Source organism: Caulobacter sp. DWR2-3-1b2 (assembly GCF_049896345.1).
Lineage (GTDB): Bacteria > Pseudomonadota > Alphaproteobacteria > Caulobacterales > Caulobacteraceae > Caulobacter.
In genome coordinates this window covers 37,863-57,518 of record NZ_JAFCUC010000004.1, presented here as the reverse complement: position 1 = coordinate 57,518, position 19,656 = coordinate 37,863, and the positions used below count along the sequence as shown (strand labels likewise).

Here is a 19,656-nt window from a genome sequence, read left to right as displayed (position 1 = left end):
ATGTATCAGTACGACGTCATCGACCGCGAGTTCCTGACCGACCGCTCCAACGAGTTCCGGCATCAGGTGGCCCGCCGCCTGGCCGGCGAACTGACCGAGGACCAGTTCAAGCCGCTGCGGCTGATGAACGGCCTCTATCTGCAGCTCCACGCCTACATGCTGCGCGTGGCCATCCCCTACGGCTCGCTGAACGCCCGCCAAGCCCGCCGCCTGGCCTGGATCGCCCGTACCTATGACAAGGGCTACGGGCACATGACCACGCGTCAGAATATCCAGTTCAACTGGGTGAAGCTGAAGGACACGCCCGACATCCTCGACGCCCTGGCCGAGGTGGACTTGCACGCCATCCAGACCAGCGGCAACTGCATCCGCAACGTCACCGCCGATCCCTATGCCGGCGCCACGGCCGAGGAGATCGACGACCCGCGCGTCTGGTCCGAAGTGCTGCGCCAGTGGTCGACCCTGCATCCCGAGTTCAGCTTCCTGCCGCGCAAGTTCAAGATCGCCATCACCGGCGCCTTGAGCGACCGCGCGGCGGTGAAGGTGCACGATATCGGCCTGATCCTGCGCCACGGCCGAGAAGGCCAGATCGGCTTTGAGGTGATCGTCGGCGGCGGGCAGGGGCGCACGCCCTATGTGGGTCCGACCATCAAGCCGTTCCTGCCAGCCGAGCGGCTGTTGAGCTATGTCGAGGCCGTGCTGCGCGTCTACAACCGCCACGGCCGCCGCGACAATATCTACAAGGCCCGGATCAAGATCCTGGTCGCCGCCCTCGGGGCCGAGGAGTTCGGCCGCCAGGTGGACGAGGAGTGGGGCAAGATCAGCGCCGAGCGCGCCGACCTGCCGGCCGCCGAGCTGGCCCGCGTCCGCGCCGCCTTCTCCCAGACCAGGTTCGAAACCCTGCCGGCCCGTTCCGAAAGCTTCGAGGCCGCCAGGGCGCTGAGCCCGGCCCTGCAACGCTTCGCCCGCAACAACGTCAAGCCGCACAAGCAAAGCGGCTACGCGATCGTCGAGGTGTCGTTGAAAGCCATCGGCCAGACGCCAGGCGACGCCACCGCGGATCAGTTGGAGGTCGTCGCCGACCTGGCCGAACGCTACAGCCTGGACGATCTGCGCGTCACCCACGCCCAGAACCTGGTCTTGCCGCACGTCAGGCTGGACGACCTGCCCGTGGTCCACGCCATGCTGGAAAAGCACGGCCTGGCGACGGCCAATATCGACCTGGCCAGCGACATCATCGCCTGTCCGGGCCTGGACTACTGCGCCCTGGCCAACGCCCGCGCCATCCCGATCGCCCAGGACATAGCCCGCAAGTTCGCCGACCCCGATCGCGCCGAGAAGATCGGCGAGCTGAAGATCAAGATCAGCGGCTGCATCAACGCCTGCGGCCATCACCACGTGGCCCATATCGGCATCCTGGGCGTCGACAAGAAGGGCGAGGAATTCTACCAGCTCTCGCTCGGCGGATCGGGGGCGGAGGACGCCTCGATCGGCAAGATCCTGGGCCCCGGCCTGTCGGCCGACAAGGTGGCCCCGGCCATCGAGTCCCTGGTCGAGGTCTATCTGGCGATCCGTACCGGCGAGGAGCGCTTCCTCGACACCTATCGCCGCGTCGGCCTCGAACCCTTCAAGGAGGCGGTCTATGCCCAGGTTGATTAGGCTGGCCGGCGCCACGGCCCAATGGGCCGAGGACGGCTTCACTCACGTCGCCGACGAAGAGGCCATCCCCGAGGGCGACGTGATCCTTTCCTTGGCCCGCTTCCAGGCCGAGGGCGAGATTCTGCTGTCCAATAGTCGCCGGATCGGCGTGCGCATCGAGTCCGACCAGGAGGTCGAGGCCCTGGCCTATGACCTGCCGCGCCTGGCGGTGGTGGCCCTGGCCTTTCCGAAATACCGTGACGGCCGCGCCTATACCTCGGCCCGCCTGTTGCGCGAGCGGCTGGGCTTCACGGGCGAGGTTCGGGCCGTGGGCGACGTGCTGCAGGAGCAGGCCGGCTTCATGGTCCGCTGCGGCTTCGACGCCTTCGAACCCAATGACGGGGCGACGCCGGAGGCCTGGACCAAGGCGGCCCACCGCTTCCGCCATGTCTATCAGCGCGCCGCCGACGACCGGCTGGTGGCGTTCGAGGAACGGGGTGTGTGATGGCCTATGACCAAGCCGTGGCCGAGCCGACCTCCAGCACCGCCACCTTGGTGGCACGGCTGGACGCCGAACTGCGCGACGCCCATCCGCTGACCATCCTGCGCAAGGCCTTCGAAACCTTCGGCGACAGGCTGGCCCTGGTCAGTTCGTTCGGGGCCGAGTCTGCGGTGCTGCTGCACCTGGCCAGCCAGGTGTCCAAGGACATCCCGGTGCTGTTCCTCGACACCGGCATGCTGTTTGGCCAGACCCTGGACTATCGCAAGGGCCTGGCCGCTCAGCTGGGCTTGACCCAGGTGCGCGACCTGCGCCCGGCCTTCGCCGACCTGGCGGTCACCGATCCGAAGTCCGACCTGTGGCGCACCGATACCGACGCCTGCTGCCACATCCGCAAGGTGCTGCCGCTGGACCGCGCCCTGGGCGAATTTGACGGCTGGATCACCGGCCGCAAGCGCTTCCACGGCGGCGACCGCCTGCGCCTCGCCGTCGTCGAGCAGGCCGAGGGCCAGATCAAGTTCAACCCCCTGGCCAACTGGGGCAAGGCCGAGCTCGACGCCTATGTCGACGAGTATCGGTTGCCGGCCCACCCGCTGGTCTCGCAGGGCTTCCCGTCGGTGGGCTGCTGGCCTTGCACCAAGGCGGTCGATGACCCCAACGCCGATGTCCGCGCCGGTCGCTGGGCGGGCCAGGACAAGACCGAGTGCGGTATCCACGTCGCTCGCGCCCCAGGCGCCGCGCCGAACGTGGGCGAGGGGATCTAGCGCCTTCTAGCGCCTTCCGGGCTTGCCCCGCGCAGTTTGGACGCAGGCTCAGCCGCGGAGGGTTAAGCCGCCGTTATCCGTCGTGCCCCTACCTTCACGAAGGTTGGGGGGAAACGATCTTGTCAGCGGCGACCACTGAACTTCATTCGGATGTCGCCACGACATTCGACGTCCTGTCTTGGGAGCTGGAATTGGCCGGCGCCCGCTGCATCTTTCTCGACACACTGATCGGCAAGTTGCTGATGACAGTTCCGCCCGAGCACCGCGAGCAACTGCTTGAGGGGGTCCAGGCTGTGGACCTTCTCAGCCAGCACCTGACGGGCCTTTCGACCTTCGCGCGGGGGCTCAGCCAGACCGTCGAGGCCCGAGAAACGATCGGCGTCACCGCAGCGCTCAAGAGCATCACGCTGGGCGCCTTGGCCGATCGTATGACGACCTCGTTCGGCGGGGAAGAAGCGGGATTGAACGACGGCGACGACGCCGGAGACTTGGATCTCTTCTGATGTCAGTTGCCCGGATCCTCATCGCAGACAGCGACCGCGCGGTTTCGGAGATGCTGCAAATCCGCCTGGACGTCGCGGGTTACCATCCGTTGTCGGCGCGCAGCGGCACGGGGGCCTTGGAAATCATCCGCAACATGCGGCCGGCGGCGTTCGTGCTCGACTTGGGGATCCTCGATATCGACGCTTTCAAACTGTTGACGATCCTGCAGCACGATCGCTTGCGACCGCCCTGTCCAACGCTGCTGATCGGCAAGCGGCTGGGGGTCGAGGATATTCGACGCGCCGCCACCCTGGGGGTGCGCACCTGCGTGGTGAAACCGTTCAGTGGCGCCGATTTGCTCGATCGCGTGGCCAAGATGCTGAAGCCCGCGCCCGGTATAGCCAGCGCGTCAACCCGCGCGGCCGTTTCAGCGGCGCCAGCCTCCACCGAGTTCTTTAACTGATTTGCTCCGCCTATCCTGGCGGGCAGCCCTTGAACTCGCCGACCTTGGTCACCGAGAGGGTCGCCAGGTTCAGGTTCATCAGGGGCTTCATCGAAGACGCGCCCTGGCCGCTGAACAGGTCCAGCTTGTTGCCCTTGATCGCGCCGCCGATGTCGGACGCGTACCAATAACCGTCATGCTTGGCGCCGTTGGGCATCGGCAGGCCGACGGTTTCCTTGATGAACACCACGGTGCGGCGGGGGATCACGCTCTTGTCGACCGCCAGGGTGCGCATCGCCACGACCTTGCAGCCCAGGCTGTCCAGCGCGCGGATGCCCTTGGCGCCCGCATGATAGAGCGTGGCCTTCATTCGGTATTCCACCGAGCCTGGCACGGACCCCGTCAGGGCCCCGGTGATCAGGTCGCCCAGCGGATCGCTGCGCTGTTCGGGTTCGCCGGCGGAGGCAGGGAGGGCGATGGACATGGCCAGAGCAGCGGCCAGAAATCCCGCAAACGTGCGTCGCATCGAGGAGTTCCTCTTATCGGCGTAGAGTGTCGGTCGGCGGCCTAAGTACTAAGGTCACAGCCCCGTGACAACCCATCCAGGGGTGACCGATGGTCGCTGCGCACGTTTCGCGACAGGGGCGGCGCGCAGCGCGCAGGGTTGAAATCAGTTCCGCAAGACGCGCAAAGCCTGGCCTCACAAGGGCCTTCGTGCTGGCGCTTGCCGTTCGTGACAAGCCGGCGCTAGCGAAGGGCGCGCGGGTGTCTTAAACCCGAGTCGCCCGCTGGATGGGCACGGTCAGACGCCTCTCAGGTCAGCTTTCTGGCCGAGTGAGTCGCTCGGATCGACCCGTCCTCGCGTCGTCGGGCCCGTCAGTTCCGTGGAGCGCGCATGAAGTCGTCCGTCCGTCTGTCCGTCAGCCTGGCCGTCGTGGCCCTGATCGCCGCGCCCGCGCCAACGGCCCTGGCCTGGGGGGCTTGGGGCCACCGCATGGTCGGGGTGGTCGCCGCCGAGAGCCTGCCCGGCGACGTGCCGGCGTTCCTGAGCACGCCCGCCGCCGTGGCCGCCATCGGCGAGTATGCCCGCGAGCCGGACCGCTGGAAGGGCTCGGGCAAGGTCCACGACACAGATCGCGACGCGGCCCATTTCCTGGACCTTGACGATGAAGGCAAGATGTATGGCGGGCCGAAATTCTCGGTCGAGACCCTGCCGCTTACCCGAGCCGACTATGAGAAGGCCCTGGCCCTGGCAGGCCACGACAGCTGGAACGCCGGCTACCTGCCCTACACGATCATTGACGGTTACCAGCAGCTGGCGAAGGACTTCACCTACTGGCGCATCCTCAAGGCAGTCTCCAAGACCGAGAAGGACAAGACCAAGCGCGCCTACTACGTCGCCGACCTGAAGCGCCGCGAGGAGTTGGTGATCCGCGACCTCGGCGTCTGGGCCCACTATGTGGGTGACGGCAGCCAACCCCTGCATCTGAGCGTGCACTACAACGGCTGGGGCGATTACCCCAACCCGAACGGCTACACCCAGAGCCGGGCCACCCATGGCGATTTCGAGGGGCCGCTGGTCAAGGCCTTGGCCGTCAAAGCCGACGTCAAGAAGCTGGTGCCGGCCTATGTCGATTGCGCCTGCGCGGTCGAGACTCGCACCGTGGCCTATCTGACCAAGACCTTCAGTCTGGTCGAGCCGTTGTATCAGCTAGAAAAGGCCGGCGGCATGGTCGCCACCGACCCGCGCGCCAAGGCCCTGGTCGACGAGCGGCTGGCGGCTGGCGCCACCGAGCTGCGCGACCTGGTCGTCGATGCCTGGAAGGCCAGCGCCAATGGCAAGATCGGTTATCGCCCCGAGACCACCGTCGCCGACGTGGTGTCGGGCAAGGCCGATCCTTGGATCGACCTGTACGGCAAGGACTGATCGCTTGCTGGCGTTCGACGCGCCCGACGCGGCGCTGGACTACAAGAACCGTTGGGCCGCCTTCGGCATCGCCGAGGGCGCCCACGGCAAGATCGCCCTGGTCGAGGTGCGCAAGCCCGGCCAGCCGCCCTATTTCGATCTGCCCGGCGGAGCGGTCGATGGCGGTGAGGATGAGCCCGCCGCGATCGTGCGCGAGTTCGGCGAGGAGACTGGCCTGGTGGTCGAGGTCGGCCGCCGCGTGGTCGAGATCAGCCAGCCGTTCATCAAGTCCAACGGCCAGCCGCTGCGCAACTTCGGCGGGGTGTACGCGGTGACGGTCGTGGCCGAGCGGCCGGACCTCAAGGTCGAGGACGACCACACGCTGGTGTGGCTTGATCCCCGCGACGCCGTGGTGGCGCTGCGGCATGACGGGCACGCCTGGGCCGTGGCGGCCTGGCTGCGGCGGGGCTAGCCTTTCGCCAGCATCGCCTTGGCCTTTTCCGGCGCCACCTGGTCGAAGATCGTCCGCAAGTGCACGTCCTTGGCGTGATCGTTGTGCAGGTCCCAGGCCAGCGAAACCGGCAGGCGTAGGCGATTGCCGTCGGCCAGCTTCACGACCAGCACGCGCCACGAGAAGCCCTCGCCGGGTTCGCCCAGCGGGTCCCTGAACTCCAGCGGGGCCGGATCGCGCAGGCGAAACGCGCGGCCCTCGTGGGCGTCGAACCAGTCCTGGTCGGCCTTGGCGACGGGATCAATCTTCGATGGCGGCGCGGCCAACTTAGCTTTCAGAGTGCGGACCATGGCGAGCCTCCTGCTTGCAGCGGCGGTCTCTAGCAGCTTGGCGAGGCCTTGCCATCCGCCGGGCGCGTCCCATCTGCGTGAGCGGAGCCATGGCTCCAGTCAGGCAGGACCTCCGTGAGCCACGATAGGCCGTTCAAGCGCGCCCGTTCCGACTGGACCGAAGTGGTCCTGGTCTGCCGCAAATGTTCGAAGAAACTCGACGGCGGGTTCGGCGACAACGGCGATCAGCGCCTGGCCAAGGCGCTGCGAAAATCCATCGCCGGCAAAGGCCGCAAGGCCCGCGCGGGCGTCGTCGAAGTCGGTTGCTTCGACGTCTGTCCCAAGAACGCCGTGGTGGCCGTGCTAGCCTCCAACCCGGGCGACTGGGTCGTGGTTCCGCGCGGGGCGTCGACGGCGGTGGTGGCGCAGCGACTGGGGCTGGACGCGGCGGCCCTAGGAGACCGGCCGGAAGCGCTTCACCGCCAAGAAGCCCAGCCCGCCGAGTAGGATCAGGCTAGCCCCCTGGGCGATGGCGAAGGGCGGCTCGGTTCCGGCCGGGGCCAGGACGTGCAGCGGCGGGATCTTCCGGAACGACTGAGCCACGCCGACGAAGACGTTGAGATAGAGGGCGATGGTCGCGGTGATCACATAGATCGGTCGCCAGGCGCCGACCAGCTTGCTGCCGTAGAGTGCCCAGAACGCAATCGCCAGGACCACCAATGAGATTACGCCGACGATGCGCGGCGGACCGATGGCCTTGGAATGGAAGAAGAAGCCCGTGACGCTGGTCAGGGCGGTGGTGGCCAGAAAGCCGGTCGTCCAGCCGGGCAGCCGCCGGTTGATTAGCATGCCGCCCAGGGCGACCAAGCCCGCGGCGATGCCGATCAGGCTGATGATCACGTGAATCAGGGTGAAGGTCGCCGTAGACACGCCCAAGATCATGGTTCGCCATTTTTCAGTTCCAGTGAAGGGCGCGTTAAGTGTTGTTGGCGACCGCCGGGTCGGAAAGCCTCGCGACCATTCGGCATCTGCGGCGCCGCGAGGCAAAAGTATTGAAGATTCCTGCGCTAGCGTGGGTCTCGACGTTACACCGCGATTATGGACGATCGCCGGCCAAGGGTCCGGCGGTCGGCGTGGCGTGGAACGCCAGAACTGGACGGGCATTTCACAGCCATGATCGCGCTCCTCCTCGACCTCTCCAACATCCTCGGCGGTTTCATGCTGGCCATCGGCCTGCTGGCGCTGATCCCCAAGGCCGGCGACGACTTCGGACGGTTCGCCGACCGACTGTCGCCTTTCCGCTGGATCGTCGGCATCGTGGCCTTGGTTTGCGGCGGCTATTTCCTGCTCGTCCACCTGATCAGCGGGCCGCACGTGTTCCACTTCGAGATCGTCGCGATCGCCGTGGGCGTGTTGCTGCTGTGGGATCGCCTGCGGGCCGGACGTTTCGCGGGGCGCGACCTGCCGGCCAGCGGATCGCAGGGATCGGGCCTGGTGCTGGCGGTGTTCGGCGTCATCGCCATGATCGTCGGCCTGCAGGGCATCTTCACGCCCGACTGACGGCTGTCCGCTTCAATCCGGCGTTAAGGCGTGGCGCGCATGCTGACGTCCAGGTTCGCCTCCCAAACACCTTGGGCAAGACGGACAGTTCAGGGAGGTCGCCATGTCCTCGACCGTCAGCAACAGTTTTCGCCGTTCGCACGACCATTTCGAACCGCAGGATACCGATCCCCAAACCCAGCGCCGCCTGCGCGGCCACCTGGAGCAGATCGACTACACGGCCTTCGCCTCCAACAGCGCGGTGATCGCCCAGGTGCTCGATAAGAGCGACTCCGGCAAGTTCCAGCGCCTGGCCGTCGCCGCCGCCGCGGCGCGTGCCCGCTGGGTTGCCGAAGCGGTGGCCATGACTGAGGGCGGCGTCGCGATCACGCCCGAGCAGACCGTGCGGCTCTCGGCCCTCCGCGCCGCCTACGAAGAACTGGCCGAGGTTTATGAAGCCATGCGGCGGATGGTCGAGCGCGGCTACCTGACCTACAGCGTCCTCATGGTCACCGAGGGCGGCAACGCGGTTTCGCGCTAGAGCATTTCCCGAGCTGACTGCGTCAGGCCGTGAGCTCTAGTCTTTTGTTTTGACGCATTTTTCTTCGTGCGAACCGGAACCACTTCGCTCGAAAAATGCTCTAGCCTGAAACCTTGTCCCCGCGATTTAGCGGGTCGGGCAGGGGCTCGCCGCTCCTCACGAACTGCAACGATACCGAATTGATGCAATAGCGCAGACGCGTGGGGGCCGGGCCGTCCGGGAAGACGTGGCCCTGGTGGCTGTCGCAGCGGGCGCACAGCGTCTCGATCCGCACCATGCCATAGGCGGTGTCGCGCACCTCCTTGACGTGAGCTTCGTCGAACGGCGCGTAGAAGCTCGGCCAGCCCGTGCCGCTCTCGAACTTGGTCTTGTACTCGAACAGCGGCAGGCCGCACTCGCGGCAGCAATAGACGCCGGGGTTCTTCTCGCCAAGCAGGCCGCCGCAGAACGGGGCCTCGGTGCCGTGGTTCAGCAGGACGCGGGCTTCCTCGGCGGTCAGGTCGGCCTCCAGGCGCTGGCGCTCGGGCTCGGTCGGCGGAGTTAGATCGAAACCGGTGGCGGAGAGGGTGGCTATGTCTGTCATGCGCTACAATTTAGGGGCTCGAGGGCGCGTCCGATAGAGGCGACGGAGCCCAGAATCACCTACCGCGTTCGTCTCGAACCATGATGAGGACTCCGCCATGACCATCGCCGTCGCATTCCTGCAACCGGGCTGGGCCGATTGGGAGGCTGGCCCCGTGCTGGCCGCTCTGCGTGAATATAATGGTGTCCAGATCGAGGTCGCCACGCCTGACGGCGAACCGCAGACCTCGATCGGCGGCGTGTTGGCGGCGTCGGACTACAAGTTCTCCGATCCGGTGCTGGCCGACGCCGACGTGCTGCTGCTGATCGGCTCGGACGCCTGGGTCGAATATCACGACGAGGCCTTCTTCAGCCTGCTGCGCCAAGCCTATGCCGACGGCAAGATCATTGGCGCGATCTGCGCCGGCACGGTGGCCGCCGCCCGGGCGGGCCTGCTGACCGGTAAGGCGCACACCTCGAACGGCGGAGACTGGCTGGCCCAGCAGGCCCCGGACTATGCCGGGTCGGGCGGCTATGTCGACAGCGCCAAGGCCGTGACCGACGGCCGGCTGGTCACCGCGTCCGGCCTGGCGCCCGTGACCTTCAGCGCCGCGATCGCCCGCCTCGTGGCCCCCGAAGCCGGGGACAAGCACGACGAATATGTGGCCATGTTCGCCAAGGAATTCGTGGACTAGGCCGGCCTATTTGACCGCCGCGGCGCCGGCCCTGGCGATTAGGCCGTCCTGGGCGCCCGAGCCGCCCGAAGCGCCGATGGCTCCCAGGATCTTGCCATCGACGATCAGCAGTTCGCCGCCCTCGATCGCCAGGGCGCCGGTGAAGATGGCGTTCAGCGTGCCGCCCTTCACCGCCTCCTGGAAGTAGGATGTCGGTCGGCGGAAGTTTGCGCTGGTCTCGGCCTTACGGCGGGCGACGTCGTTCGATCCGTACTGCGCCCCATCCATCTTTTCGCTCATCACCAGGGCGCCGTTGGGTTCAACCACGACGATGACCATGAACCAGCCCTGCTTGCGGGCCTCGGCCTCGGCGGCGGCCACGGCGACCTTGGCTTCGGCCAGGGTCACCGACCGGCCGTAGGGCGGGGCCGGCGGCGCGGCGGGAACCGGGGCGGGCGCGGTTTGGGCCAAGGCGGGCCCGGCCATCAGAGCGACGGCCAGGGCGAGCGTGGCAAGCGTGGAACGGAGCATTGGGTCGTTTCCTCTGAAGTGGCGTGCGATCGCGGCGGTGGGCCTCATGTTGCGAATGCGAACAACAGTCCAGGCGCCGCGCATCGGTCTTCGTTGCGGTCGCCATTGGAAACCGGTGTCATGAACCATGTCACGCTGCGGCGCCGTTGCAAACCGCGAGCGGCCTGCTAGTCCGGTGTCCAACAAGACAATGACAAGCGCGTAGGGGACGGCCGGATGTTCAAGAAGCTGCTGATCGCCAACCGGGGCGAGATCGCGGTGCGGGTGATCAAGACCTGCCGCCGGATGGGCATCAAGACAGTGGTGGTCTATTCCGACGCCGACGCCGATAGCCTGGCCGTCGAGATGGCCGACGAGACCGTGCACATCGGCCCCGCGCCCGCCAACCAGTCCTATCTGGTGGCCGACAAGATCATCGCCGCCTGCAAGCAGGCCGGCGCCGAGGCCGTTCATCCGGGCTTTGGCTTCCTGTCGGAGAACGCCAGCTTCGCCCAGCGCTGCGCCGACGAAGGCGTGGTGTTCATTGGTCCCAACCCCGGCGCCATCTCGGCGATGGGCGACAAGATCGAAAGCAAGAAGTTCGCCGAGGCGGCCGGGGTGTCCTGCGTGCCGGGCCATATCGGCGAGATCGCCGATGTGACCCATGCGGTGATCATTTCCGAGCAGGTCGGCTATCCCGTGATGATCAAGGCCTCGGCCGGCGGCGGCGGCAAGGGCATCCGCGTCGCCTGGAACCGCCAGGACGTCGAGGAGGGCTTCCCGGCCGTCCGCGCCGAAGCCAAGGCCGGTTTCGGCGACGACCGGATCTTCATCGAGAAGTTCATCGAGAGCCCGCGCCACATCGAGATCCAGGTGCTGGGCGACAAGCACGGTCACGTGGTCCACCTGTTCGAACGCGAATGCTCGATCCAGCGGCGCAATCAGAAGGTCATCGAGGAGGCGCCGTCGCCCTTGCTCGACGAAGCCACCCGCGCCGCCATGGGCGCCCAGGCCGTGGCCCTCGCCAAGGCCGTGAACTACGACAGCGCCGGGACCGTGGAGTTCGTGGTGGGCCAGGACAAGAGCTTCTACTTCCTGGAGATGAACACCCGCCTGCAGGTCGAGCATCCGGTCACCGAGCTGATCACCGGCCTGGATCTGGTCGAGCAAATGATCCGCTCCGCCTGGGGCGAGGCGCTGGCCTTCACCCAGGATGATTTGAAGATCAACGGCTGGGCCATCGAGAGCCGCATCTATGCCGAGGACCCCTACCGCAAGTTCCTGCCCAGCATCGGCCGTCTCGTTCGCTACGACCCTCCGGAGGAGGGCGAGCATGAGGGTTACACCGTCCGAAACGACGGCGGGGTGCGCGAGGGCGACGAGATCTCGATGTATTACGACCCGATGATCTCCAAGCTCTGCACCTGGGCGCCCACTCGCCTGGCGGCCATCGACGGCATGGGGCGGGCGCTGGAGGACTTCCATATCGAGGGCCTGGGGCAGAACATCCCGTTCCTGGCGGCGGTGATGGACCAGGAGCGCTACCGCTCGGGCGTCATCTCGACCAACTACATCAAGGACGAGTTCCCCGACGGCTTCAAAGGCGTGGAACCGACGCCGGAGCAGGCTGACGTGCTGACCGCCGTCGGCGCGGCCATGCAGCGGGTCTACGCGGCCCGGTCTCGCACGACGGGGGCCGGGCTCAGCAATCCCGTCCGCACCGAGTGGATCGTCGCGGTGGGCCACGCCAAGCGACGGGTCAGGCTGTCGGGAGAGGGCGCGTCGCTCAATGTGGAGCTGCCGGACGAGGGCCGCGCGATCGTGTTGGAGACCCTCGACTGGCGTCCCGGCAAGCCGGTGTTCCACGGCAAGCTCGACGGCAAGGCCTTCACCGTCCAGGTGACGCCGGCGGCCGAGGGCTTCGTGATCCGCCATCGCGCCGCCAAGGCCAAGGTGCTGGTCCTGACCCCGCGCAGCGCCGAACTGCACGACAAGTTGCCCGAGAAGCAGGCCGCCGACACCTCCAAGCTGGTGCTGTCGCCGATGCCGGGACTGGTGGTCAGCATGGACGTCGCCCTGGGCCAGACCGTCCGCGAGGGCGAGATTGTCTGCGTGCTGGAGGCCATGAAGATGCAGAACATCATCCGCGCCGAGCGCGACGGCGTGGTCAAGGCGGTCAACGCCAAGAGCGGCGACCCGGTGGCCGCCGATGAGGTGCTGGTGGAGTTCGCCTAGGCGTGTTTGTGTGCGCCAAGGTAGAGCTTGAGGGGGCGATTCGATGACAATGATGCAGAAGGTGTTTGGCTTCGAGGGCCGATTGCGCCGCCGCGATTACTGGCTCATCAACATTGGGTTCACTGTAATCATCGTCGTCATCACCTTGGTGTCGTTCGCGATATTTGGTGACTACGAAAAGGGCAGTGGTCCTACGAGGGTCGTTCAGTGCGTCCTCTACATTCCGCAGTTGTGGATTGGCATCGCTCTAGCGCTAAAGCGCTGCCATGATCGCAACAAGGGCGGTGGTTGGGTGGTGTTTTTCTGGCTTGTGCCGGTCGTCGGTTGGATCTGGGGTTTTATCGAGTTGGGTTTCTTGGACGGCACGCAAGGGCGTAACCGCTATGGAAAATCGCCCAAGGGCATTGGCGGCGAGACCGATAGCAAACTCGCCGAGATCTTCGCCTAGGCCTTCCGCCGGAACATTGCGCGGCTTAGGTTTGGAGCCTTGAGAGTCGCTGGGACCAGCATGAACGATCGCGCGGAATGGTGGGACCTCTTCCTGTCGGCCTCGGGCCGGCTGGCGCGCGGGCGGTTCCTGATGGTGTCGGCGGCGCTGCTGACCTTCGCTGTCGTCTATGAGGCGACGGGCACGACCACCCACCTCTTGACCGGGTGGCTGATCTACCCGCCGCTGCTGTTCGTCGCGACCTGCGTGTTCTCCAAGCGGCTGCATGACCGAGGTCGGTCGGGCTGGTGGGCGGCGCTGGTCCTGCTCTCGTTGGTGGCCGTCTGGCCGACGCCCAAACACTTCTGGGACTTCCTGTTCGCCGGCGTCGTGCTGTGGACCATCATCGAGCTGGGCGTCATGCCCGGCGAGGAGGGCGCCAATCGGTATGGACCTAACCCGCTGAAACCGGTGGTCGCGGTCTAAATCCTTGCTCCCCTTGCGGGGGAAGGTGGCCTCGCGGAGCGGGGTCGGATGAGGGGTCGAAAGGCGGATCGGCCGCAAGCGGACAGGTCAGCGCGACCCTCATCCGTCGGCTTCGCCGCCACCTTCTCCCGCAAGGGGAGAGGGAGAATCCTCCGCCGCCCCGAACACCCGCGTAAAGCTGGCCCGCAGCGCTTCATCCGCCTCGTCCATGGTCACAGGCAGGCCTAGATCCACCAGGCTCGTGACCCCGTGCTCGGTCTGGCCGCACGGCACGATGCCGGAGAAATGCTCCAGGTCCGGCTCGACGTTCAGGCTGATCCCGTGAAAGCTGACCCACTTGCGCAGCTTGACGCCGATCGCCGCGATCTTGTCGTCACGCGACCAGCCGGGACCCTTGCGCTCGACCCAAACGCCGACCCGGCCCTCGCGCATCTCGCCGGTGACGGCGAAGGCGGCCAGGGCGTCGATGATCCAGGCCTCCAGAGCTTGCACGAAGGCGCGGACGTCTCGGCCGCGTTTCGTCAAGTCCAGCATCACATAGGCTACTCGCTGGCCGGGGCCGTGATAGGTGTATTGCCCGCCCCGACCGCTGGCGAACACCGGAAAGCGATCGGCGGCGATCAGGTCGGCCGGCTTGGATGAAACCCCGGCCGTGTAGAGTGGCGGATGCTCCAGCAGCCACACCAGTTCGCCCGCCGTGCCGTCGGCGATGGCGGCGGCGCGGGCCTCCATGGCGGCAACGGCTGCCGGGTAAGGCACGTACCCGGTCGAAACCGCCCAGCCGACAGGGACGCCGTCCGGATGGCCGAGCAGCGGAAGGTCGTTATTTTCAAGGCTTAACGGGCGATCAAGCATGCGGCCTTAGACTTGCATCAGGTGCAACGCGACCAACCATGGCCGCGCGTGTCTTCCAGGGACTTACTTCGTGAGCCAGGTCAACGCCGTCAATATCGAGATCTCGGTTCTTCTGGGGCGCTCGATCCTGCCGATGCAGCAGCTGCTGCGCATGGGCCGCGGCGCGGTAATCCCGCTGGACGCCAAGACCAATGACGAGGTCTGGATCCTGGCCAACAACCACCCCATCGCCCGGGGCGAAATCCAGATCAGCGACGACCGCATCGCCATCCAGGTGACCCGCGCCGCCGACGTCTACGACTACATGGCCGGCGGGGCCTGAGACCCAGCCCATGGCGAAGGGCGCTTTGTTCGCTATGTGCAAACTCCGCTCTTTCCAAATCAAACTCAGTTTGCTACCTGCCGCGCCTCACCATGAGCGGTCGTGGCGGAATTGGTAGACGCGCAGCGTTGAGGTCGCTGTGCCCGAAAGGGCGTGGAAGTTCGAGTCTTCTCGACCGCACCAGGTGGACAAAGGCCTAGAGCGCGCTTGGCGAAATCGGTTTCCGACTCGCTGGGCGCGCTCTACCCATTTCTGGAGAAGGGGTTTGCCCTTCTCGCAACTTCGGAATAACCCGCAGGACGCAACGCTTACAGTTCAGGAGACGCCCATGACCCGGGAAACTGTCGACCTGACCGACGAGGCGCGTCACAACCTGCTGATCCCAGAACCGGAAGCGGTCGAGGATCTCGAAGACCTCGCCCTTGGCGACGACTACGCCCTCAATCCCGAATATGTCGAGATGGTCATCGACGCGGCCGACCGCGGCGACACGGCTCGTCTGCGCGAGCTGGTCCACGCGCTGGAGCCGGCCGACGTCGCCGACCTGATGGGCTTCCTGTCGGCCGCCTACCGCGAAGAGGTGATCCCGGTCCTCGACCCGGAATGGCTGGGCGAGATCATCGCCGAACTGGACGACAATCTGCGCGAGGAGGTGCTGGAGGCCACGCCGTCGGCGACCCTGGCGAGGGCGCTGGAGGAGCTGGACTCTGACGACGCCGCCGACGTCATCGACGACCTGGACGCCGGCAAGCGCGCCCAGGTGCTGGCCGCCATGGACGAGGGCGACCGCGCCGCCATCGAGACCAGCCTGTCCTACGAGGACGAAACGGCCGGCCGCCTGATGCAGCGCGAGTTCCTGGCCGCGCCGCAGTTCTGGACCGTGGGCCAGACCATCGACCATGTCCGGGTGTCGGGCGACCACCTGCCGGAGCTGTTTTTCGACGTCTATGTGGTGGACCCGTCGTTCACCCCGGTCGGCGCCCTGCCGATCAGCCTGCTGCTGACCAGCAAGCTGGAGACCCCCCTGGCCGAGATCATGGAGGCTGTGACCGAGATCACCGTCGACATGGACCAGGAGGAGGTGGCCTACATCTTCGACAAGTACCACCTGATCAGCGCCCCGGTGGTCGAGGCCGGCGGACGGCTGGTGGGCCAGATCACCGTCGATGACATCGTTGGGGTCATCCGCGAAGAAGCGGAAGAAGACATCCTGGCCCTGGCCGGCGTGAGCGACGCGGGGCGTGACGCCACCGTGGTCGATATCGTCAAGGCCCGCCTGCCGTGGTTGCTGCTCAACCTGATCACCGCCACCATCGCCGTCAGCGGCGTGGCGGTATTCCAGGACGAGATCGCCCAGCTGGTGGCCCTGGCCATCCTGATGCCGATCGTCTCGTCGCTCGGCGGCAACGCCGGCACCCAGACCCTGGCGGTGGCCGTGCGGGCCCTGGCCAGCAAGGAGCTGACCACCGCCAACGCTCGCCGGATCATCCTGCGGGAACTCGGCGTCGGCCTGGTCAACGGCTTTACCCTGGCCGTGGTGATGGGCGGGGCGACCTACCTGTTCTTTGGCCCGAAGGACCACCACGGTAAGCTAGCGATCATCGTCGGCCTGGCCCTGATCACCAATATCTTCACCGCGGCGGTCGGCGGCATCCTGGCGCCGCTGGCCCTGGCCAAGATGGGACGCGACCCAGCCGTGTCGTCGTCGATCTTCGTCACCTTCTTGACCGACTTCACCGGCTTCTTCGCGGTGCTGCTGATCGCGGCGCTGTTGTTGCACTAGCGCCCCCTACAAGCTGCTCTTACCGACGAAAGTCGGGACCCAAGCGGCAGTGCAGGGATGGCGCTGAAGAACGGCGCCCATCTTGCGCGGAGTCTCTCGAACGCATCCGCGTCTGTCTCAAACTGGGTCATCTCTGGCGATGAAACCGCGTTATCAGGTCTCCCGCGCCGCCGTCGATCTCATCAAGAGGTTCGAGGGTTACCGGATGAAAGCCGCGCAGCTGCCCGACGGGCGCTGGACGCTGGGCTATGGCCACACCCTGACCGCCCGAGCTGGCGCCTCTGTCTCGGAACAGGACGCCGAAGCTCTGCTGCTTTATGACCTGATCACCGTGGCCCATGCGGTGAACGAGAACGTCTACACCCCGCTGAACCAGAACCAGTTCGACGCCCTGGCCTGTTTCGCCTTCAATATCGGCACCGACAACTTCGTCCATTCGGGCGTGCTGCGTCGGCTTAACGAGGGCGCGCTGTTGCAGGCCGCCGGCGCGATGGAGATGTGGCGCAAGGCCGATTTCGAGGGCGAACGGATCGTCATCGACGCCTTGGTGCGCCGCCGCTCGGCCGAGAAGACGCTGTTCCTGACGCCGACCGACGGCAACTGGGTGGCCGCGCCAAGCTCGGTGCTGCGGCCCAAGGTCGACCATGACGCCGGCGCCCTGATCCCTGCCCAAACTCCGGCCGCTATCACCACCTCCCTGGAGGGCGACCGCGCCGTCGCCCACCGCGAGGACGCTTCGCCCGTCCTGCTGACCAAGGAGTCGCGGCCCAGCGCCAGCGAGCAGGCCGCCGCCGCAGTCGGCGCCCGGCTGGAAGCCATCCTGCCCGACGAGGCCGCGGCGATCGCCGCCGCCTTGCCCAGCCAGGACCTGGTTCTGCCCGAGCCGCCTGTGGCCGCCTCTGGCCAGCTGTCGGCCGTGCTCTATCAGAAGCCCGCAGAGCCCCTCCTGGCCGAGCCCGGGCCCGCGCCATTCCAGCTGACATCGGAAGAGCCCGCGGCCGAGCCGGTCTTTGCGCCGCCGCCGGAGCCCGAGGCGCCGCTCCCCGAGGCGCCGCTCGTTGCCGAGCCAAACCTGTTCGAGCCCCCCAGGGTGCGCGTCGGCGGCTCGGTGTTCAATCTGGGCGGCTTCTCGACCAGCGCCGAGGTCGACCTCGAACCGCAGGACGTGCCGTTCGCGGAAGCTCAGCCGCACGCCTTTGGCGGGGTTAGCCTGCTGGTCAGCCTGGGCCTGCTCGGCCTGGCGCTGTTTGGCGGTGGTATCCTGTGGAACCTCAGCGTCGGGGCCAATGAGGGCCTGTCGCCCATCAAGATGTTCGGCTGGGCCGCCAGCGTGATCGGCATGATCTGCTTCGCCACCTCGGCCTATCTGCTGATGCGACGCCTGGGCGATCCCGATCTCGAGAACGAAGACTAGACCCTCGATCCCTCGCACCGAGAGCATGAACGCCCGCAGGTCTGCTTGATCTGCGGGCGTTTGTGCTATGTGTTCGCCCCATGACGAACCAAACCTCACCTTCGATGGACTTCGCGCTGGGCGAGACGGCCGACGCGATCCGAGACACCACCGCCCGCTTCGCGGCCGACCACATCGCGCCGATCGCGGCCAGGATCGACCAGACCAACAGCTTCCCACGCGAACTGTGGGTCCCGATGGGCGACCTAGGCTTGCACGGGATCACCGTTGAAGAAGAGTTTGGCGGCCTGGGCCTGGGCTATCTCGAGCACGTGATCGCCATGGAGGAGGTCAGCCGCGCCTCTGCCTCGGTGGGGCTAAGCTACGGCGCCCACTCGAATCTCTGCGTCAACCAGATCCGCCGCTGGGGCACGCCGGAGCAGAAGACGCGCTACCTGCCCAAGCTGATCAGCGGCGAGCATGTCGGCGCGCTGGCCATGAGCGAGGCCGGTTCGGGATCGGACGTGGTGTCGATGAAGTTGAAGGCCGAGTTGGTCGGCGATCGCTACGTGCTGAACGGCACGAAATTCTGGATCACCAACGCCCCGCATGCCGACACCCTGGTGGTCTATGCCAAGACCGCCAATGGACAAGAGGGCTCGCGACGAATCACGGCCTTCCTGATCGAAAAGGACATGAAGGGCTTCAGCGTCAGCAATAAGCTCGACAAGATGGGCATGCGGGGCAGCGACACCGCCGAGTTGGTCTTTGAGGACTGCGAGGTCCCGGAAGAGAACGTCATGGGCCCGGTGGGCGGCGGCGTCGGCGTGTTGATGAGCGGCCTGGACTACGAGCGCGCCGTGCTTTCGGGCGGGCCTCTAGGCATCATGCAGGCCTGCCTGGACGTGGTGCTGCCCTATGTCCGCGACCGCAAGCAGTTTGGCCAGGCGATCGGCTCGTTCCAGCTGATGCAGGGCAAGGTGGCCGACATGTACGTGGCCCTCAACTCGGCCCGGGCCTATGTCTATGCCGTGGCGCGGGCCTGCGACGCCGGCAAGACCACGCGGTTCGACGCGGCGGGGGCGATCCTGATGGCGTCTGAAAACGCGGTGAAGGTGTCGCTGGAGGCTGTTCAGGCCCTGGGTGGGGCGGGTTACACCAAGGAATGGCCGGTGGAGCGGCTGGTGCGCGACGCCAAGCTGTACGACATCGGCGCGGGCACCAACGAGATCCGGCGGTTCCTGATCGGGCGGGAACTGGTCGGGGCGTGAATGCGGACGGGACAGGCCAATGGGCCTGTCCCGTCCGCATCCGGGAATGAAAAAGGGCCGTCCCGATTACTCGAGACAGCCCTCCATCGTCGTAGCCGCATCGCGGCGTGACTCGAACCTTAGGCGTGCAACGCCCTCAGTTGGAAACCTCGTTCTTCAGGCTCCAGGTCACTCGCGACCTCGGTTGGAGACAATGAGACACTGGTCACCTCCTTTCAGATGTTGAACAACACGATAGGAATATGGGCGCCGATCGGCCGTCCTGCAAAGGGGGAATATCGCGACAGCGTGTCGGGGGCGGGCCGTGCTCGAAAAGGGTACCCCCGGGTCGCGCAAAGGGGGGAATGCGCGACCCGGGTCTGCGTCACCGATCAGGCGTAGAGGGCTCGCCCGACCAGGATGACGAAGGTCCAAAAACCGGTGTTGAGAACCAGCATGCCCGCGCGCTGAACGTTCAAAGAGGGGGCTTTGGCGGCGAGTGCGACGGCGCGGTTCATTTCGGTTTTCCTTCCCGTGGCGCCAGGATCTGCGCCTTAACTGAACATAG

General features: G+C 66.4%; 25 protein-coding genes and 1 tRNA gene. 19 read left to right on the top strand and 7 right to left on the bottom strand.

The annotated features are described in order from the left end of the window. From ACP694_RS12075 to ACP694_RS12055, 5 genes are all read left to right on the top strand, one after another. Positions 1-1,659 (top strand): nitrite/sulfite reductase, encoded by a 1,659-nt coding sequence (locus ACP694_RS12075; protein WP_426012703.1) that lies wholly within the window; start codon positions 1-3, stop codon positions 1,657-1,659. After that, positions 1,643-2,143, top strand: coding sequence for a DUF934 domain-containing protein (locus ACP694_RS12070; RefSeq protein ID WP_426012701.1), 501 nt, complete (start codon positions 1,643-1,645; stop codon positions 2,141-2,143). Before ACP694_RS12075 ends, ACP694_RS12070 begins: the two co-directional genes overlap by 17 nt. Then, positions 2,143-2,901, top strand: coding sequence for a phosphoadenylyl-sulfate reductase (locus ACP694_RS12065; protein ID WP_426012699.1), 759 nt, complete (start codon positions 2,143-2,145; stop codon positions 2,899-2,901). The genes ACP694_RS12070 and ACP694_RS12065 overlap by 1 nt, the downstream gene beginning before the upstream one ends. Positions 2,902-3,020: 119 nt before the next feature. Further along, positions 3,021-3,404, top strand: a complete 384-nt coding sequence (locus ACP694_RS12060; protein ID WP_426012697.1) for a hypothetical protein — start codon at positions 3,021-3,023, stop codon at positions 3,402-3,404. Further along, complete coding sequence (locus ACP694_RS12055) at positions 3,404-3,847, top strand: response regulator (protein WP_426012696.1); 444 nt, start codon at positions 3,404-3,406, stop codon at positions 3,845-3,847. Before ACP694_RS12060 ends, ACP694_RS12055 begins: the two co-directional genes overlap by 1 nt. Before the next feature lie 10 nt (positions 3,848-3,857). On the opposite strand, the gene ACP694_RS12050 is transcribed toward ACP694_RS12055, so the two are convergent. Further along, the gene (locus tag ACP694_RS12050; protein WP_426012695.1) at positions 3,858-4,352 is read right to left on the bottom strand and encodes a 3D domain-containing protein; all 495 of its coding nucleotides are present in this window, start codon (positions 4,350-4,352) and stop codon (positions 3,858-3,860) included. Between the two features lie 369 nt (positions 4,353-4,721). Between ACP694_RS12050 and ACP694_RS12045 the strand changes: the two genes are divergently transcribed. Together ACP694_RS12045 and ACP694_RS12040 are read left to right on the top strand one after the other, a co-directional pair. Continuing rightward, positions 4,722-5,753 carry a S1/P1 Nuclease gene (locus ACP694_RS12045; protein ID WP_426012693.1) on the top strand — a complete coding sequence of 344 codons (1,032 nt, stop codon included), beginning with the start codon at positions 4,722-4,724 and terminating at the stop codon, positions 5,751-5,753. A gap of 4 nt (positions 5,754-5,757) precedes the next feature. Then, on the top strand, positions 5,758-6,204 hold the full coding sequence (locus tag ACP694_RS12040; protein WP_426012692.1) for an NUDIX domain-containing protein: 447 nt from the start codon (positions 5,758-5,760) through the stop codon (positions 6,202-6,204). On the opposite strand, the gene ACP694_RS12035 is transcribed toward ACP694_RS12040, so the two are convergent. Continuing rightward, the gene (locus ACP694_RS12035) at positions 6,201-6,533 is read right to left on the bottom strand and encodes a hypothetical protein (RefSeq protein ID WP_426012691.1); all 333 of its coding nucleotides are present in this window, start codon (positions 6,531-6,533) and stop codon (positions 6,201-6,203) included. The two genes, ACP694_RS12040 and ACP694_RS12035, sit on opposite strands and share 4 nt — an antisense overlap. A gap of 114 nt (positions 6,534-6,647) precedes the next feature. On the opposite strand from ACP694_RS12035, the gene ACP694_RS12030 reads away from it, so the two are divergent. After that, positions 6,648-7,019: a (2Fe-2S) ferredoxin domain-containing protein gene (locus tag ACP694_RS12030; protein WP_426012689.1), complete on the top strand. Its 372-nt coding sequence runs from the start codon at positions 6,648-6,650 to the stop codon at positions 7,017-7,019. On the opposite strand, the gene ACP694_RS12025 is transcribed toward ACP694_RS12030, so the two are convergent. Continuing rightward, a complete protein-coding gene (locus ACP694_RS12025; RefSeq protein ID WP_426012688.1) occupies positions 6,966-7,454 on the bottom strand; it encodes a hypothetical protein in 489 nt (162 codons plus the stop codon). The two genes, ACP694_RS12030 and ACP694_RS12025, sit on opposite strands and share 54 nt — an antisense overlap. Before the next feature lie 231 nt (positions 7,455-7,685). On the opposite strand from ACP694_RS12025, the gene ACP694_RS12020 reads away from it, so the two are divergent. After that, complete coding sequence (locus tag ACP694_RS12020; RefSeq protein WP_426012686.1) at positions 7,686-8,072, top strand: hypothetical protein; 387 nt, start codon at positions 7,686-7,688, stop codon at positions 8,070-8,072. 103 nt (positions 8,073-8,175) lie between these two features. After that, positions 8,176-8,592 (top strand): hypothetical protein, encoded by a 417-nt coding sequence (locus ACP694_RS12015; RefSeq protein ID WP_426012684.1) that lies wholly within the window; start codon positions 8,176-8,178, stop codon positions 8,590-8,592. Between the two features lie 100 nt (positions 8,593-8,692). On the opposite strand, the gene msrB is transcribed toward ACP694_RS12015, so the two are convergent. Next, the gene (gene msrB, locus ACP694_RS12010; RefSeq protein ID WP_426012682.1) at positions 8,693-9,175 is read right to left on the bottom strand and encodes a peptide-methionine (R)-S-oxide reductase MsrB; all 483 of its coding nucleotides are present in this window, start codon (positions 9,173-9,175) and stop codon (positions 8,693-8,695) included. A gap of 97 nt (positions 9,176-9,272) precedes the next feature. On the opposite strand from msrB, the gene ACP694_RS12005 reads away from it, so the two are divergent. Next, the gene (locus ACP694_RS12005) at positions 9,273-9,848 is read left to right on the top strand and encodes a DJ-1/PfpI family protein (RefSeq protein ID WP_426012680.1); all 576 of its coding nucleotides are present in this window, start codon (positions 9,273-9,275) and stop codon (positions 9,846-9,848) included. A 6-nt stretch (positions 9,849-9,854) separates the two neighbouring features. Here ACP694_RS12005 and ACP694_RS12000 read toward each other — a convergent pair whose 3' ends face one another. Next, positions 9,855-10,358 carry a GlcG/HbpS family heme-binding protein gene (locus tag ACP694_RS12000; RefSeq protein ID WP_426012679.1) on the bottom strand — a complete coding sequence of 168 codons (504 nt, stop codon included), beginning with the start codon at positions 10,356-10,358 and terminating at the stop codon, positions 9,855-9,857. 216 nt (positions 10,359-10,574) lie between these two features. Here ACP694_RS12000 and ACP694_RS11995 point away from each other — a divergent pair, with 216 nt between their 5' ends. Genes ACP694_RS11995 through ACP694_RS11985 form a run of 3 tightly spaced genes read left to right on the top strand, consistent with a single transcriptional unit; the run spans position 10,575 to position 13,485 of the window. After that, positions 10,575-12,572: an acetyl-CoA carboxylase biotin carboxylase subunit gene (locus ACP694_RS11995; protein ID WP_426012677.1), complete on the top strand. Its 1,998-nt coding sequence runs from the start codon at positions 10,575-10,577 to the stop codon at positions 12,570-12,572. A gap of 43 nt (positions 12,573-12,615) precedes the next feature. Beyond that, complete coding sequence (locus ACP694_RS11990) at positions 12,616-13,020, top strand: DUF805 domain-containing protein (RefSeq protein ID WP_426012676.1); 405 nt, start codon at positions 12,616-12,618, stop codon at positions 13,018-13,020. Between the two features lie 60 nt (positions 13,021-13,080). Further along, a complete protein-coding gene (locus ACP694_RS11985) occupies positions 13,081-13,485 on the top strand; it encodes a DUF805 domain-containing protein (RefSeq protein ID WP_426012674.1) in 405 nt (134 codons plus the stop codon). 99 nt (positions 13,486-13,584) lie between these two features. Here ACP694_RS11985 and lipB read toward each other — a convergent pair whose 3' ends face one another. Beyond that, positions 13,585-14,340 carry a lipoyl(octanoyl) transferase LipB gene (gene lipB, locus ACP694_RS11980; protein ID WP_426012672.1) on the bottom strand — a complete coding sequence of 252 codons (756 nt, stop codon included), beginning with the start codon at positions 14,338-14,340 and terminating at the stop codon, positions 13,585-13,587. A 16-nt stretch (positions 14,341-14,356) separates the two neighbouring features. Here lipB and ACP694_RS11975 point away from each other — a divergent pair, with 16 nt between their 5' ends. The 5 genes from ACP694_RS11975 (at position 14,357) to ACP694_RS11955 (ending at position 19,109) form a co-directional block, all read left to right on the top strand. Beyond that, on the top strand, positions 14,357-14,662 hold the full coding sequence (locus tag ACP694_RS11975) for a FliM/FliN family flagellar motor switch protein (RefSeq protein ID WP_426013252.1): 306 nt from the start codon (positions 14,357-14,359) through the stop codon (positions 14,660-14,662). Positions 14,663-14,758: 96 nt separating this feature from the next. Next, positions 14,759-14,845: transfer RNA gene (locus ACP694_RS11970), tRNA-Leu, on the top strand. A 145-nt stretch (positions 14,846-14,990) separates the two neighbouring features. Beyond that, positions 14,991-16,445 carry a magnesium transporter gene (mgtE, locus tag ACP694_RS11965; RefSeq protein WP_426012670.1) on the top strand — a complete coding sequence of 485 codons (1,455 nt, stop codon included), beginning with the start codon at positions 14,991-14,993 and terminating at the stop codon, positions 16,443-16,445. Positions 16,446-16,584: 139 nt separating this feature from the next. Further along, on the top strand, positions 16,585-17,859 hold the full coding sequence (spmX, locus tag ACP694_RS11960) for a lysozyme-family localization factor SpmX (protein ID WP_426012668.1): 1,275 nt from the start codon (positions 16,585-16,587) through the stop codon (positions 17,857-17,859). An 80-nt stretch (positions 17,860-17,939) separates the two neighbouring features. Further along, a complete protein-coding gene (locus tag ACP694_RS11955) occupies positions 17,940-19,109 on the top strand; it encodes an isovaleryl-CoA dehydrogenase (RefSeq protein ID WP_426012666.1) in 1,170 nt (389 codons plus the stop codon). Positions 19,110-19,480: 371 nt separating this feature from the next. Here the strand turns inward: ACP694_RS11955 and ACP694_RS11950 are convergent, their stop codons facing one another. Then, positions 19,481-19,606: a hypothetical protein gene (locus ACP694_RS11950; protein ID WP_426012664.1), complete on the bottom strand. Its 126-nt coding sequence runs from the start codon at positions 19,604-19,606 to the stop codon at positions 19,481-19,483. Positions 19,607-19,656: the final 50 nt, after the last annotated feature.